Consider the following 14693-nt stretch of genomic DNA (forward strand, 5'->3'; position numbering starts at 1 on the left):
CGTAAAAATTTCTGACTCAAACATGAAAACTGAAAATACAAAACCAAAGATAAAAAACTCTCGAGGCTTCAGCACGCTTGAAATACTCATTGCTTTTTCTATTCTCATTTTGGCTTTGACGGCGCTTATTCTCGTGGTCTTCGGCAATCAATCGATCTTAATTGATACTCAGGTAAGCAATGAAGCGCTCCATAAAGCGGAAGCCTTGCTTGAGGGTGCGCGTGCCGATTCTCGCTTCGATTTTGGCCTCGTCAATCCGACCACAACAATAGAAGTGAGCGGTTCGCTCGCTTATACAAAAAAACTTGAAGTGCACCAGGTGGATTTATTTACCAAGGAAGTAAAGAGTATCGTAAGCTGGCTTGGTCCGAATGACCGCAATCTCTCCGTAACGCTCAGTACGCTTCTTACCAACCCTCAGGCGGTAGCCGGAGGAGATACATGCAGTTCTGTTCTTGAGGGTAATTGGAATGATGCGCAAATAACCGAGCCGATTGATGTGGGTACGACCTCCAGCGGAAATCCCGTGACCAGCGTGTACGCTTTCAATGAAAAACTCTATCTTACGACAGCAAATACTCATGGGCATAATGATGATTTTTATATATACGATCTTTCCGCTGATCCCAAACACCCCACCCAGATAATAAGCAGAGATACGAATGGTTTGACTCCTGGATTAAATGCGGTGACAGTTTCGAAAAATGGCGCAAACCAGTTTGCGTATGTAGGGAATGCAAATGATAGAAATTTTAAAACCTGTACGTCTGGACCGGGTTGTTCGCAACTGCAAGTGATAGATGTTACGAGTCCAAGTTCTCCTTCGGTCGTAGCTAGTTTCTTGCTTCCAACGAGCACGGCACCGTATGTCCTGGGAAATGTCACAAGTTCCAACGATCAAGCTGTCGGGAAAAGTATTTTTTATAAAGATGGATATGTTTATCTTGGATTGACGACCACTTCAAATGGGCCAGGTTTTCATATTATTGATGTGCATGATCCATTGCATCCAAGCTGGGTTGGCAGTTGGCCATCCCCAGCACTGGGATTTGGAAGTTCGGGCGCCCCCATTAACGCAATCTATGTTAAGAATAATTATGCATACCTCGCTCATCCTACAGGCCTCGCCGGCGGGTCTTCGGAACAATTGACAGTTCTTGATATCAGCAATCTATCCAGTCCCCAGCGCGTCAGTTCTTTTTTTGATAGCGGCGGTGTCGGGGGAAACGGGAAAAGCCTTGGTTTGGTTGGCAACAAATTATATTTTGGAAGGACAGCGACAAAAATTTCCGGAGCAACGGATTCTCGTCCAGAGTTTTACATTTTGAACAATGCTAATCCCACCTCTCTCCCAGCTGCTCCGCTCGGCACTCTTGCCTTGGCCACTGCCGAAAGCGCAAACGGAATACTTATCCGCGATTATCTCGCTTTTTTGACCACCACTAATTATTTTCAAATCTGGAATATTTCGAACCCCTCAAATATTTTAGCGGTCAAATCATTCTTTATGCCCGACATTGTGCATAGCGGGTCAACCGGTTCGGCATCAGGATGCGAGGGAAATTATATTTATGTTGGTTCGTATAGGACGAGTAACGATAAGGGGGTAATCCTTGTCGCATATCCAGGACTATGAAAACAACAGGCGGTTTCACTTTAATCGAATCGGTTGTCTACGTCGCTCTTTTAGCCCTCATCATGGGAGGAGTCTTGCCTCTGGTGTATCAAATTTTGCAGGGAAGCAATACTCTATCTGGAATAAATGCGGTACAAGAAGAGGCGAATTTTGTATTGCACAAAATCGATTGGGCGCTTGGCGGTATTTCAAATATCCTCTCTTCTTTTTCTGATGCCGACACCATTACCATACCCAGATACGATGGGAATCAGGTGCGTTTTCGGTTGAACACGGACAAAATCGAGATGAGCGAATCGGGCGGGACATATCTGCCGATCACTACAGCCAATGTGGCGGCAACTCATTTGCTTTTTCATTACATACCGGCGATGGGCACGGGACCAGCGGGTGTGAAAGTTTCTTTTACTCTCGGAACTGTTCCATTTGAAATAACGAAATACATACGAAAATGATTTTAAAACAAAAACAAGGATTCATCGCTCTTATATCCACCATCGTCATCTCGGTGGTCTTGCTTCTTGTTGTGAGCACGGCGAGCTTAACCGGGTTTTATGGGCGCTCTGATATTTTGGATTCGGAACTCAAGGAGCGGACAAATGCTCTCGCCGAAGCTTGCGTGGACAAAGCAATTTTGTATGTAGCAGATGGTTCGGCTCATACTTACCCGGAGCTTGTGTCTGTCAGCACTGACAAGTGTTATATAGATTCTATAAGTGCCGGGGTCATTAAAACTCACGCGCTTTACAGCAGTTTCCGAACCAATTTGCAAGTCACTATAAATACTGCGAATTTCTCAGTTTTTTCTTGGGAAGAAGTGCCTTAGAATTAAGGATTAACTAAAATTGCTTGCTTTTTTGTCTGCCGGTGCTATATATAAGCAACAGAAGATTGTATTACTAATTTAGATAAAAAATATGTTTAAGAAATTATCTGCAAGAAAGGGGGGATTCACTCTTATTGAGATTCTCGTCGTCATCGGTATTATCGCTATTTTGGCAACTATTGTGCTTATTGCCATTAACCCAGCTCGCCAGTTTGCACAAGCAAATAACACACAGAGAGTAAGTAATGTAAATGCAATTTTGAATGCTATCGGACAGTACAGTGCTGACAATAAAGGCCAGTTGCCTCCGAACATTGATAATACTGTTAGAGAGATTAAAAAAAGCGGAGGAGCTGATATTTGTTCGAGTCTTGTTCCTACTTATATACCAGCACTACCATTTGATCCAAAGACCGGCTCTTATACAGACTGCAGTACTTATGACACTAATTACACTGTTGCAACGACAACTGGTAATCGTGTTGTTGTATCGGCTCCAGACGCTGAGCTTAGTCAAACTATTTCAGTTACTCGCTAATTTTTTCCCGGGTTTTTAAAAATCCCCGCGAGAACCTTTGGGTTCTCGCGGGGATTTTTATTCAGTAAGAAATGCTTATTCCCATCGTCTACCACTAAAGAGGTCGAATAATGAAAGGTTTTTATTTTATCCACATTTAATTCACAGGTTATATACAGGACGGGTTACACAATACATAATTCGTAAATCAAGAGTGCAATCAAAAAATAGACCAGGTAGAATTAGGAAATAATGACGAGGTCGAAAATTGTACATTTAAAAATTAAATAATTATTACAAGAATTAATACAAACATTATGAAACAGATAACAATAGAAAAAAGATCGTTTTGGAGCAAAATACTTTCTGCTTCAGTTTTGAGCTTCATGCTCGCGGTCGCTTTTGCCGGAACTCCTGCAAGAGCAGACGTTGACCCGGCAGGTTGTACCGATAACGGCGGAGGAGTCTCTGTCGCAGCATTTCGTGCTGATGGAACGACAAATATCGGATCAGGAACAGTGACCGACGGTGAAGCTATTAAGTATAAAGCGACACTTTCCGCACTCCCTACTCCGAACTGTGCTTTTGAAGGCGGAACGTGGACACTTACTACTCCAGATGGTGTTTCTCATAATTTGGGCGCTGTGCCTCGAATTGGAGGTACGGGAGTTGCGAGTCTTTCATCGGCTCTCATTCCTTACACAGTGAATCATGCAGATGAACAGGTGAATTCCACACGACATATTGATGCGATCACAAGCTACAGCGGAGGAAAATCTCATGCTGACACTCTTGATGAGACAGCGGGCCCAACTCTTGGCGCGTCAAAGATTCTGAAAGTTGTTCACACCCCTACAGTTACTACGAACGTACATGACGCAAACCATGCTGTCATCACTTCAGCTCCGATCGGATCTTCTGTACACGACCAAGCAACGGTTACTGGCGAAACTGGCGGTCCTGTTCCTACAGGCACTGTTAATTTTAATCTCTACCCAAACACAACTTGTGAGGCGACTCCGACAACGCAATCAGGAGTTGCTTTGACGGCGGGAGTAGGAGAATCCAGCGCAACAACCGTTCCGACAACAGGTCTCTCTTACAAAGCTCACTACAATGGTGACGGTAATTACCTTGTAGCGGATGGTGCATGTGAGCCATTAACGGCGACAAAACTTGATTCCCGCACTTCTACAGATGTTCACAGTGCTAATCACTCAGTTATTACTTCCGCAACAGTTGGGGATATGGTGCATGATAATGCTCTTGTAACTGGTACGGGTGGAACTGCAACTGGCAATGTTTCCTTCCAGCTTTACAGCGATGGCGTATGTACTGCAACAAATGGTGCTCCTCAAGTAGTAGCACTTGATGGCACAGGACATGCAGAGACAACTCCTGTTGCTGCAGCTGCTCCAGCGATGTCTTACAAAGCTAGCTATGCAGGAAACGATACTTACAATGCGAGCGAGGGAGCATGTGAACCTCTAACTGTAAACAAGCTCACTCCATCAGTAGTCACGGAAGTTCACAATGCTTCTGAAGCGGTTGTCAGTGGTTCAGTGATAGCTCCGGTAACAGTGCATGATAAGGCTACTGTTTCAGGTTCAGGTGGAACTCCAACCGGAACTGTAGATTTCTCATTCTACACATCAACCACTTGTTCTAGTGAGGCAACACCTTCTGGTTCAGGCGTTTCTCTGGTTTCCGGAGTTGCACACCCTTCATCGAGCCAAGGACCACTTTCTGCAGGTAGCTACGGATTCAAAGCTCACTACAATGGTGATGCGACCTACTCAGCAGCAGATGGCGAATGTGAACCATTCACAGTAGTTTCTCAAGGTCATATTATTGTAGATAAAGTAACCAATCCTTCTGGCGATTCACAAAGCTTTGATTTCACTGCAGGAGGTGCAGGATACACAAACTTTTCTCTCACTGACGCTACGGCACCAAATGACCAGACTCTAAACGCTGGTACCTATTCTGTTTCTGAAACTCTTCCATCGGGATGGGTTCAGACAAGCGCAACGTGTGACGGTCAAGGAAATACCCCAGCAAGTATCACGCTTGCTGCAGGTCAGACAGTAACATGTACCTTCACCAACACAAAGAAAGGCCATCTTATCGTTGATAAGGTAACCGACCCAACCGGCGATACGACTTCCTTCCCAATTAATGCAACAGGAAGCGGAACGATCACTGGTGGTGGAGCAGGTACAATAACTGATGCGGCAAATAAAGACTACGAAGTTACCCCGGGCACCTATTCAGTAACGGAAAACACCCCATCAGGATGGAACATGACTGGAAATACCTGTACGGATGTTGCAGTAGGTCCAGGGGAGACAAAGACTTGTACGATCACGAACACGAAAGCTCCAGTCTTGCAATATTGTTCTCCAGGATATTGGAAGAATCATCCAGCAAGTTGGACAGGATACACTCCAAGCCAGCTCTTCAGTAGTGTCTTCGAACAGATCTCAATTATGTGGAGCGCAAAAGGCAAGCCTTCTCCAGTGGCAAATCCTACGCTTCAGCAAGCACTTGAGGCGAACGGCGGTGGAATCAATCAGCTCGCCCGAGCAACAGTTAACGCTCTCTTGAACACCTCTGCTGGACTCACGACAGGGTTCACTACTCAAGAGATCATCGATGCATTCAACGCAGCAGTTCCGGGCACAGACAGCGCATACAGCTCTCTTGCTGCTCGATTCACTGCTCCAGAGAACTGTCCGCTCCACTAATCTCGAACTTAAAATTATCAGCTAAAAAACAATCCGGTGCCTTCGTGAAGGCGCCGGATTGTTTTTCTGCGCATCAGTTTGAATGAAAGTTTGTCCCCAGCCTCGCATTCTTTTGCGGGGTTTCTTCTTGTATAATATATGGATTGAAGCTACCAGCTAAAAGCTACCCCAGTAGTAGAGCAAAGCTCACTACGGGGCAGGCAGCTAATAAGCTTTTTTATGGCCTTTACAGACCCAGAACACAACATACAGCAATTTGGACTTCAGTCTGGAGCGAAAGTCGCAGATTTCGGCGCCGGCAGCGGTTTTTATGCTTTTGAAATTGCAAAAGCTGTCGGCGGGGCGGGGAAAGTCTATGCGATTGATGTCCAAAAAGATCTTTTGGCAAAAATTAAAAATGAAGGAAGCAAACGCGGATTTACAAATATCGAAATCATCTGGGCGGATGTGGAAAAACCGGCAGGCACGCATTTGAAAGCGGATTCAGTTGATGCGGTGCTCATTTCAAACATTCTTTTCCAGCTTCCTGATAAAGTCGGCGCCGTCGCAGAAGCAAAGCGGATTGTGAAATCAGGCGGACGCATTCTGGTGATTGATTGGACCGATTCGTACGGGGGAATGGGGCCGGCATTTGATGCGATTTTTACGGCAAAAAAGGCGCAAGAACTTTTCACGAAAGCGGGGCTCACACTGCAAACCCAAATCCGGGCAGGGGATCATCATTACGGACTCATTTTTAAAAAATAGCTATGTCCAATTTTCAAATTGTTTTTATCGGAATTCTCATCTTTTTTGCTATCGTCGGCCTCATTACTTTTGCAATTGTGAGGGCGCCGGAAGGAAGCGCGACCGCATCTGTGGTGATCTGGGGTACGGTTCCCCAACAAACATTTGACGCTCTTTTCACCGCGCTCAATCAAGGGAAGCAATCGGAGCTTAAAGTAAGTTATGTTGAAAAAGATGAAGCCACATTCGATACTGATTTAGCAGAAGCTATCGCCACAGGCCACGGTCCCGACATATTTCTTTTAGGACAAGATAAAATCTACCGCCACTCTGAAAAGATTGCTCTTATTCCTTTTACCGCTCTTACGCAAAGACAATTTCAAGATACTTTCATACAAGAGGGGAATATGTATCTCACAGGCAATGGAATTCTCGCTTTGCCTTTCGTGATCGACCCGCTTGTTATGTATTGGAATCGCGATCTTCTCACGAATGCTTCCGTAGTTGCTCCGCCGAAAAATTGGAGTGATTTCATCGCATTTACTAAAAAGCTCACGCTTAAAAATAATGCATCCGTACTGCTTCAAAGTGCGGGAGCGATGGGGGAGTTTAAAAATGTCTCCAATGCAAAAGAAATTCTAGCGACACTTCTTCTGCAGTCGGGCAATCCCATTACAAAATATGACCAGATCGGCTGGGTTTCTGCTCTTGATTCATCGGGAAACTCCGCCGAAGAGGGGCTTCGTTTTTATGCCCAGTTCGGGAATCCGACCAACGAGGCCTACACCTGGAACCGCTCTCTTCCTCTTTCTATTGATTCATTCGCTTCTGGCAAGCTCGCTGTTTATTTTGGTTTTGCGTCGGAACTCAAGACACTTCGACAGAAAAATCCGAATCTCAATCTCGATATGGCACTTATGCCTCAGCCGAAAGAAGTCACAGTTTCAATGACTTTTGGCAGAATGTACGGCCTCGCAATTCTCAAAACTTCGCCGAACTTCGTGAGTGCTCTCAATATGATTACGTATCTCACGTCGCAAGATGTGGTAAGAAATTTTGCTGTAGTCAGCGGCTTGCCTCCAACCCGTCTCGATCTTTTGGCAGTACCCCCGCAAGATTCATTGAGTCCAGTAATGTATTCTTCCGCGCTTCGTTCCCGCGCGTGGTTTGACCCAAATCCGACAGAGACGAAAAACATTTTCCAGCGGATGATCGAAACAGTATCTTCCGGCCAGGAAAAATATTCTGACGCGATAGGGTTGGGAAGCCAGGCGATTCAGCTTTTGTTTAACCAAAATAACTAAAATATGGCAGACTTATCTTCCTCAAAAAATATACTTTCGAAAATCTTTCTCGGGTTTTTTGTTTTCTTCGTTATTTTCAGTGTTGCTTTGCCCGTTTTTGCCTGGAGTCCTTTCCAGCCAGTTGTTCCTCCTTGTGATGGTTCGATTACAGCAGAAAATTCTGATCTCAATGACACCCGCACGGGGCAAAGTGGTTGTGGATATAACGCCTTCCTCCAGCTTGTTTCCAACATCATTCAATTTCTTCTTTATATCGCGATTCCAATTGCAGCTGTTTCGTTCTTTTTTGCCGGTTTCCTTTATTTGACCGCAGGAGGAAATCCTGGGAAAATAGAAGAGGCTCATCATATCTTTTGGAGTGCGCTTGTCGGAATTATTATTATGCTTGCTGCGTGGCTCATCATAAATACCATACTTACTGCGCTCGTCGAGAAAGGTTCAGGTTTTAATTTGCTCGGTTAATTTTCGCAAGATGCTTACCATGAAAACAGTAGAAAAAGTGGAACATATACTTAAAAATAAATCAGCTTTTTTCTTCGGAATCTTTTTTGTTCTCATCTCGTTTCTTATTTTAGGAGCGCTTCCTTCGTCCGCTTCAGCTGCTACCTGGTGTTCAAAAGATCCAAATAATGTAGTGCATGTATTTGGTTCGGGTCCAGCGTGTACCCAAGGAAGAGATGCTTCCTGGAATGTGTGCGGTACTTGTGTCGTATGGTGTGCCATTGGCAAAGACAAAAAAGCGGTCAATGCTTTTCCCACCAATGATGCCTGTGTCCAGTCTATTGCAAATTCGGGAGTCTCCGGCGGTTCTTGTAGGCAGTGTACCTCTACAGATATTGCTACCATCAACAATAAGCTCAAAGGCTATTACGGAACATCGAAACCCACAAACGGTTCCCTTTTTAATTTCAATTTAAATGGAATTCTTTTGGGATTCGGCTCTGGATCGTACATGTCACTTTATTCCGCGGATAATACAATTAATCAGACTTGGTGTGCCGCTTCGGGAGGTGGCAATGTTGTATTCTATAGTCTCAGCAGTTGTGTTGCCGCGGCTGGTTCGCCTGAAAAATGTTCTCCTTGCCAAGATCAGGGTGCGGGGAATACGACTCCGCTTCCTACTCTCAATACGGAGCCGGGAGCTTATTGTGATGCAAACGGCACGAATTATCCTTCTTTGTCTGCGTGTGTAAATAGTCAGGCGAACCAAGGCATTGATAGCCCTTCTTGTGGTCCTTGTTCCGATCCTGCTTTAGGGGGAGGTCCTCATCAATCTCCAGCACCCTTTGATTTGGGTGACACGGGCAAGAAGCCGTTTGATCTCGGTACTACTGGTGGCAGTTGTTCCGGTAGCAATGGCAGATTGCCGAATCCTCTTGGAAATACATGTGATTTGTACACGCTTCTCAATAAAATTCTAAAAGTTGCCGAACAGATTGGCGGAGTGATCATTGTGCTCGCTATTATTTACACCGGCTTTCTCTTTGTAAAAGCTCGCGGGAATAGTGAAGAGCTTGAAACAGCAAAGAGGGCATTTATGTGGACAGTGATTGGGGCAGGGGTGCTTCTCGGAGCGACTGTTCTATCAAAAATCATTGAGAACACCATTAAACAATTACAATAATTTAATAATTTATTTATTTACTATGAATCCATCACAAAATCTTGCTGCAGCATGTGCGATAGACTTCACCACTTTGGCAGATTGTATGACAAGGTACTTGGGACAGATTATTCCTGTCCTGGTCGGGGTTGCTGTCATCGGTTTTCTCTATGGAGTACTCCGTTATATCTATTCAGGAGGGGATGAAGAAAAACGAAAAGAGGGAGTACGTTTTATGACTTATGGTATTGTCGGTTTGGCCGTTATCACCACACTATGGGCTCTTGTCGGGATTATTACCCTAAGTGTCGTTGGTACAAATCCAGTGTTGCCACAACTTACTCCGGGCCTTCAATAAAGCCGTATTTCATATCCACACGTCTTTCTTGCTGATTTCCCTCGGTTTGTTACCATTAAAGTACGTTTCATTAAAAAAGTCGTTCAACGAAACTTTATTATTAAGTTATTTATTAATAGATAGTATGAAAAAATCTCTCATCATTGCTTCAGTTTGGGCGCTTCCTGGCTTAGCGTTCGCAGCGGGTTTTGATAATATCATCGGTCTTGCTCAAAGGACTTTGAGCCAGCTCGTTCCTCTTTTTATTTCTGCAGCAGTCGTACTTTTTCTCTACGGTGTTCTTACTTATATTCTTGCGGGAGGAGATGAAGAAAAGCGATCAGCGGGGCGAAACACGATGATCTACGGTATTATCGCAATTTTCGTGATGGTATCCGTCTGGGGTTTGGTGAATCTTCTTCGAGATTCGCTCCAGTTGAATCAGGCAAACAACGTTCCGAATCTTCTTCCTGCAACTCATAATTAAAAAGTAAAAGAGCTCATCCACGAGCTCTTTTCTTCGTCCTCTTTTCCTATGGAATTACTTGGTAAATTAGAAACAGCCGTTTTAAATCCCGTTATCATAATCCTCTTTGGAGTTGCGGTAGTTATTTTTGTGTATGGGGTTGTTCAATTTATCTGGAAATCCGATGATGAAGAAGCGCGTCAAGTTGGAGCCCAACATATTATGTGGGGACTTATCGGGCTTTTTATTATGACCGCTGCGATTGCTATAAAATCTTTTATCAAAAGCACAATACAGTAAGCATAAATTCTTTTCTAAGTCATCTGATTTATTTAGGCAAAAATAATAGGCGGGGAGTGGCTAATGCCCCTCCTCGCCTATTTTCCATCACCTAATATTTGTACATTGTTTACTGGGTTCTATTTTTACATTTACCTGACTTGGATTCAGGTTTTCTATGAGTACCCATTTTGGTTCATAGTCTCTTGGCGTGCTGGCGCCGATCCGTTTGTCCGCAGTCCGCTCATCCGGAGCCGCCTCGCTTTCCCTGTAGAAAGTTCGGCTGAATTTCTGCGGATTGAAGTCGTTCGGCGGAGAGGGGATTTCGTAGTGCACTCCTCCGTCAGGCAGGCAAACCAATTTGCTTTTGCCCGGAGGGACTTCCACGATACACGGTAGCTTTACAGGCACCCGTGGTTGGATCACCTTCGCTGTGACCACCCGAACTACAGTTTTCGTGGGCCGGGTGGATGGAGCTGGCGCTTTTGCTGTTTTCTGCGGCGCTAGCGCTTTTTCGATTTTCTTCAACTCCAGCGCCTGTTGCGCTGTTGCCTCGGGGGTGGTGGTGCCATATCCGTGTTCGAGGATATACATCACTACGCTCGAGATGGGAATGATGAGAAGACCGAGCGCGATCAGTTTCATTATGATCTCGCCCGGTTTCAGATTGATTCCACCGCTGCTTGCACTCATGCCGATCTCCTTTCAGGTTTCAGTTAGTGTTTACCAGCACCTTCCCCTTTCCAGTTCCAAAAGACACTGGAGAAGGGGAGACAAAAGAGAGCTACAGCAATCTTCTGTTTTAACTCGGAGGACATTGCCTTGTAATCATCCGGAAACGACCACGCGAACACCACGCAAAGTGCGGGCAGACCCAAGGTGAGCAGTCTCGCTTTTGACGGGTTCGTCCACGTGTCTGTCCAGATGAATTTCCAAGCCTTTTCCCCAAAGCCAACTGGACGCGCTGCGGGCGCTTGGGCCGGAGGGTGTCCTGCTTGTGCCGCCGGAGCTGCCGGTGCTGGGACGGGATGTCCCTGCGCCTGGTTTGCTGCCGGTTGAGCTTGTCCTGCCGGCGCCGCTGCTGCCTGAGCCGCTTGAGCCACAGGCGCATTTGCCGCCGGAGCCGCCGGGTTCGCTGCTCCTGCAACTTGCGCTGCGGGAGCTGCTGGCGCCGGAACTGCTGGCGCAACAGGTGGAGCAGGTGCTTGAGGCACTTGCACCACCACTGGTGCTGGCGGATCTGACAGCAAGATCTTTGCCACCTTCGCCAGCACGATAATCGCAACTAATCCTCCGACAACTATGGCCGATTCGAACATTTGTGTCTCCAATCTGCCCCTTTAGGGGTCAAAAAAGTTCCAAGTTTTTTTCAAAAAACAACCCAAATTCCAGATTTTATACTAGCATAAAACATATAAAAAGTCAAATATTTCGGATAGGTAAAATATATATGAAAATAGCCACTCTTCTTCGCAGAAAAGTGGCCATAGGAATTACAATATTCAAGCAATTGGGGCGTTAGTGAGCCGGTGTGGCTGCTTCTTCGGGCTTTGCGGAAGCGTCTGCCGACGTGTCCGCTTTTTCTTCCCCTTTGCCTCCTTTCTTTGAGGAAGATTTGTCGCCCTGAGGAGCTGGCACTGGATTGCTGCCACCCGATACTGGGAGTATGTATTTGCCACCGGTATCACCGAAAATCAAGGTTAAGCTATTCAGATTTTTCGTCTCCGAAAGCTCTGAAAGTGCTTGATTAGCCAATACGTGCGCGGCTTCGGGGCTAATATTTGTCAGCGTCTTTGCATATTCAATATCGCCAGCCACCTTGGCTTTATCCTTGGCCGCAGCGACTTCTGCTTCTGCCAAGCCCACCGCCAGCACTTCTGCCGCTTTGCCGCGAGCTAATTCAGTCTGCTCGTTTGCCTTGTGTATGGCAAGTTCCGCCGCCTCTTCGGCCTTTGCGGCGACATCGTCAGTCTCAAAGTCAAAGCGCGCAAGGTTATCGATATAAATATTTCCCTGCGTCTTTGTGAGCATTTCGTCGCGAACCTTCGCGAGAAATCCTTTGAAGATGCCGGCGTTTTCAATATCGGCATTTGCGCGAACTGTTTTCACGCTTTTGTTCGCGACTACATCCTGGAAGGGCGCTCGCATGCCGGTTTCTAGGTCAACCATATAAGCTCCCGGAGGCAGTGTGTAGTAAAGAAGCTCCGCGCCACGTTCTGCTGTGTAGCTCGTCTTAACCCAGAAGTCCGATTTAATATTGGCTTTTCCCTCGATGTCTTTGAGGATGATAATCACGTATGTGTGATGGGGGATGTAGTTCAAAAGCTCGTTGTGGCTTTCGACCTGATCCCTCGGTGCCTCTTGGGTCGTCCCTTCCTTGCGGGCGCCATTCCACTGGACCCGGAACCTTTTTTGATTTCCGAAAAGACCGATCCACCTCACCTTGTATTTTTTATAGAGGAACTCATCGAACCATTTGATAAATGGTCGTCTGAGAACTCCATAGTAATCCCAGAACGGATCATAATGCTCGTACGTCGGCTCTCCCGGAAGAAACTTTGCCAGTGTGTGGTCCTTTTCCCAAAGGGGGTTGAAATGCATCCCATCCGGCGTTCGCATACTGTACTTGTAATCGTAGAAAAAACCCTTCTCCTGGAAGATCTGCCGATGGCGCGACTGATTCAACTCTGCCACCACCGTCCCGCCTTCTACGGGAAGAGCGAAGAACTTCGCTTTCTTGTCGGGAATCGGCCTCTCTCCCGGTTTCGGTTTCGGCGGGGGTTGGTCCCTCGCTTTTTCCTTGATCCAGTTATTGACCCAGATCTCCAGCTTGCCGTAAAGCGTCGCGATTTCAAATGCCGCCCAAATGAACATTGCGACGATTCCGATGATTAGAACAACCGTTCCCGCTGACAAACCATTTGTGAAGATACCCATGGCGTTACTCCTCTCATTTTGCTTGAACGTCAAAGAACCAACGCCACGGAAACCGCCGAGGCTACGGCCTTTTCTCTCTATAAAAGCGAGAAACAGTAGCTATTTATGGCATAAATTAAAAGAAAAGTCAATTTGACGAGAGGATGATTTTATTGGAATAAAAGGAGAGGACTTGTCGGCTACGCCCGGTACTTTTCGATTTCGCTGAAGTCGGGGGAGAGAATCTTTCTCCTTACAGGAGCAGTACCCCGATTGGATTTTTTCTTCACTCGATAAAGCTAGAAAAAATGCTCAATCGGGCTTCAAGTCCTCTCCCGTAAGTGCCCTTTGGCACTTACTCCCGTGCCAAATTAAAAACTCCAGCAAAAGCTGGAGTTTTTAATTTGTGCCGGGGAGAGGACTTGAACCTCCATGGATTACTCCGCTTGCTCCTAAGGCAAGTGCGTCTGCCAATTTCGCCACCCCGGCATTTATATTTTTAACTAGGTGCGTCCACCTGGGATATCGGTCGTTACACGACCAGTATCCCCGATGGAGATTTTTTACGTTCGACTACGAACTTAAAAATCTGCTCATCGGGGCTTCGATCCCTTCCCGCAAAGCGCCCCGCGCTTTGCTTGGGCGCCTGAAAATTTCTTCAAAATTTTCTGTGCGCCCAGAAGGGATCGAACCTTCGACCTTATCCTTAAGAGGGATCTGCTCTACCAGCTGAGCTATGGGCGCATTATTTAATTTTTTAAACAGGCTAAAATCTAACAGAATTTTGACTCTTCAGCAAATTGTGCCCAGGGCCGGACTCGAACCGGCATGCCTTTTAAGGGGCCGAGGATTTTAAGTCCTCTGCGTCTACCAATTTCGCCACCCGGGCAATTATAAATTGACTGAGGCCACGGCGAGAATCGCACTCGCGTATAGAGATTTTGCAGATCTCTGCCTTACTACTTGGCTACGTGGCCGTATGAACACGACCCGTTTAGTGTAGCATTTTTTAGATTTTTTGCGACAGAGAATCTATTTTTTGGCGGTTCTTTTCTCCTTCATCGATTGCGAAATCAAATAAGGGCATTCGGCCGAGGGAAGTTTTTTCTCGCATGTATTCTTGAAACTCTTTTCGTTTTCGCTTTGCAAAAAGGAGCGCAGTTTCTTCTTTTTCTGTTGGGAAGGCGGTGAAGAAAATGGTCGCTTGTTTCCCGTCTGTTGAGAGCACTACCTTTGTGACAGTGAGAAGGGAAGCGCGAGTGGACTCTTGCGCGAGAAATTGCGCTGCCGCTTCTTTAATAATCGCTATGATTTTTTCGTCTCGAAATTCGGCCAT

16 protein-coding genes and 4 tRNA genes are annotated in these 14693 nt (G+C 46.0%); 13 read left to right on the plus strand and 7 right to left on the minus strand.

All coding sequences use genetic code 11. From position 1 onward, the window contains the following. Positions 1-22 precede the first annotated feature (22 nt). From PHS53_00900 to PHS53_00955, 12 genes are all read left to right on the plus strand, one after another. Entirely contained in the window at positions 23-1636 is a 1614-nt protein-coding gene (locus tag PHS53_00900) for a hypothetical protein (protein ID MDD5356695.1), read from the plus strand. After that, entirely contained in the window at positions 1633-2091 is a 459-nt protein-coding gene (locus tag PHS53_00905) for a type II secretion system protein (protein ID MDD5356696.1), read from the plus strand. The genes PHS53_00900 and PHS53_00905 overlap by 4 nt, the downstream gene beginning before the upstream one ends. Next, positions 2088-2462: a hypothetical protein gene (locus PHS53_00910; GenBank protein MDD5356697.1), complete on the plus strand. Its 375-nt coding sequence runs from the start codon at positions 2088-2090 to the stop codon at positions 2460-2462. Before PHS53_00905 ends, PHS53_00910 begins: the two co-directional genes overlap by 4 nt. A gap of 91 nt (positions 2463-2553) precedes the next feature. Continuing rightward, on the plus strand, positions 2554-3000 hold the full coding sequence (locus PHS53_00915) for a type II secretion system protein (GenBank protein ID MDD5356698.1): 447 nt from the start codon (positions 2554-2556) through the stop codon (positions 2998-3000). A 296-nt stretch (positions 3001-3296) separates the two neighbouring features. Next, a complete protein-coding gene (locus PHS53_00920; GenBank protein MDD5356699.1) occupies positions 3297-5726 on the plus strand; it encodes a hypothetical protein in 2430 nt (809 codons plus the stop codon). Positions 5727-5945: 219 nt separating this feature from the next. Beyond that, a complete protein-coding gene (locus PHS53_00925) occupies positions 5946-6473 on the plus strand; it encodes a methyltransferase domain-containing protein (GenBank protein ID MDD5356700.1) in 528 nt (175 codons plus the stop codon). Between the two features lie 2 nt (positions 6474-6475). After that, positions 6476-7756, plus strand: a complete 1281-nt coding sequence (locus tag PHS53_00930; GenBank protein MDD5356701.1) for an extracellular solute-binding protein — start codon at positions 6476-6478, stop codon at positions 7754-7756. Positions 7757-7759: 3 nt separating this feature from the next. Next, on the plus strand, positions 7760-8218 hold the full coding sequence (locus PHS53_00935) for a pilin (GenBank protein MDD5356702.1): 459 nt from the start codon (positions 7760-7762) through the stop codon (positions 8216-8218). Between the two features lie 19 nt (positions 8219-8237). Next, positions 8238-9380 carry a pilin gene (locus PHS53_00940; protein ID MDD5356703.1) on the plus strand — a complete coding sequence of 381 codons (1143 nt, stop codon included), beginning with the start codon at positions 8238-8240 and terminating at the stop codon, positions 9378-9380. Positions 9381-9402: 22 nt separating this feature from the next. Beyond that, a complete protein-coding gene (locus PHS53_00945; GenBank protein MDD5356704.1) occupies positions 9403-9717 on the plus strand; it encodes a hypothetical protein in 315 nt (104 codons plus the stop codon). A 124-nt stretch (positions 9718-9841) separates the two neighbouring features. After that, the gene (locus PHS53_00950; protein MDD5356705.1) at positions 9842-10183 is read left to right on the plus strand and encodes a hypothetical protein; all 342 of its coding nucleotides are present in this window, start codon (positions 9842-9844) and stop codon (positions 10181-10183) included. 48 nt (positions 10184-10231) lie between these two features. Further along, complete coding sequence (locus PHS53_00955) at positions 10232-10462, plus strand: hypothetical protein (GenBank protein MDD5356706.1); 231 nt, start codon at positions 10232-10234, stop codon at positions 10460-10462. 87 nt (positions 10463-10549) lie between these two features. Here PHS53_00955 and PHS53_00960 read toward each other — a convergent pair whose 3' ends face one another. Further along, on the minus strand, positions 10550-11134 hold the full coding sequence (locus tag PHS53_00960; protein ID MDD5356707.1) for a hypothetical protein: 585 nt from the start codon (positions 11132-11134) through the stop codon (positions 10550-10552). Between the two features lie 304 nt (positions 11135-11438). Between PHS53_00960 and PHS53_00965 the strand changes: the two genes are divergently transcribed. Then, positions 11439-11720, plus strand: a complete 282-nt coding sequence (locus PHS53_00965) for a hypothetical protein (protein ID MDD5356708.1) — start codon at positions 11439-11441, stop codon at positions 11718-11720. A gap of 239 nt (positions 11721-11959) precedes the next feature. On the opposite strand, the gene PHS53_00970 is transcribed toward PHS53_00965, so the two are convergent. From PHS53_00970 to PHS53_00995, 6 genes are all read right to left on the minus strand, one after another. Beyond that, entirely contained in the window at positions 11960-13378 is a 1419-nt protein-coding gene (locus PHS53_00970) for a hypothetical protein (GenBank protein MDD5356709.1), read from the minus strand. A 386-nt stretch (positions 13379-13764) separates the two neighbouring features. Next, positions 13765-13846, minus strand: a tRNA-Leu gene (locus tag PHS53_00975). Positions 13847-14028: 182 nt separating this feature from the next. Then, positions 14029-14101, minus strand: a tRNA-Lys gene (locus PHS53_00980). 59 nt (positions 14102-14160) lie between these two features. Continuing rightward, positions 14161-14246: transfer RNA gene (locus PHS53_00985), tRNA-Leu, on the minus strand. A gap of 16 nt (positions 14247-14262) precedes the next feature. Then, positions 14263-14334 (minus strand) — tRNA-Cys (locus PHS53_00990). Positions 14335-14366: 32 nt separating this feature from the next. Continuing rightward, on the minus strand, positions 14367-14693 hold the full coding sequence (locus PHS53_00995) for a ribosome-binding factor A (GenBank protein MDD5356710.1): 327 nt from the start codon (positions 14691-14693) through the stop codon (positions 14367-14369).

Source organism: Candidatus Paceibacterota bacterium, assembly GCA_028714635.1.
In the GTDB taxonomy this organism is placed as follows: domain Bacteria; phylum Patescibacteriota; class Minisyncoccia; order Phycocordibacterales; family JAQTLZ01; genus JAQTLZ01.

Bases quoted from the DNA above. Each gene is read 5' to 3' on its own strand.
- PHS53_00955 (MDD5356706.1), top strand. From the start codon at position 10,232: ATGGAATTACTTGGTAAATTAGAAACAGCCGTTTTAAATCCCGTTATC.
- PHS53_00925 (MDD5356700.1), top strand. From the start codon at position 5,946: ATGGCCTTTACAGACCCAGAACACAACATACAGCAATTTGGACTTCAG.
- PHS53_00905 (MDD5356696.1), top strand. From the start codon at position 1,633: ATGAAAACAACAGGCGGTTTCACTTTAATCGAATCGGTTGTCTACGTC.
- PHS53_00995 (MDD5356710.1), bottom strand. From the start codon at position 14,693: ATGGCCGAATTTCGAGACGAAAAAATCATAGCGATTATTAAAGAAGCG.
- PHS53_00945 (MDD5356704.1), top strand. From the start codon at position 9,403: ATGAATCCATCACAAAATCTTGCTGCAGCATGTGCGATAGACTTCACC.
- PHS53_00970 (MDD5356709.1), bottom strand. From the start codon at position 13,378: ATGGGTATCTTCACAAATGGTTTGTCAGCGGGAACGGTTGTTCTAATC.
- PHS53_00935 (MDD5356702.1), top strand. From the start codon at position 7,760: ATGGCAGACTTATCTTCCTCAAAAAATATACTTTCGAAAATCTTTCTC.
- PHS53_00910 (MDD5356697.1), top strand. From the start codon at position 2,088: ATGATTTTAAAACAAAAACAAGGATTCATCGCTCTTATATCCACCATC.
- PHS53_00960 (MDD5356707.1), bottom strand. From the start codon at position 11,134: ATGAGTGCAAGCAGCGGTGGAATCAATCTGAAACCGGGCGAGATCATA.
- PHS53_00950 (MDD5356705.1), top strand. From the start codon at position 9,842: ATGAAAAAATCTCTCATCATTGCTTCAGTTTGGGCGCTTCCTGGCTTA.
- PHS53_00930 (MDD5356701.1), top strand. From the start codon at position 6,476: ATGTCCAATTTTCAAATTGTTTTTATCGGAATTCTCATCTTTTTTGCT.
- PHS53_00940 (MDD5356703.1), top strand. From the start codon at position 8,238: ATGAAAACAGTAGAAAAAGTGGAACATATACTTAAAAATAAATCAGCT.
- PHS53_00900 (MDD5356695.1), top strand. From the start codon at position 23: ATGAAAACTGAAAATACAAAACCAAAGATAAAAAACTCTCGAGGCTTC.
- PHS53_00920 (MDD5356699.1), top strand. From the start codon at position 3,297: ATGAAACAGATAACAATAGAAAAAAGATCGTTTTGGAGCAAAATACTT.
- PHS53_00915 (MDD5356698.1), top strand. From the start codon at position 2,554: ATGTTTAAGAAATTATCTGCAAGAAAGGGGGGATTCACTCTTATTGAG.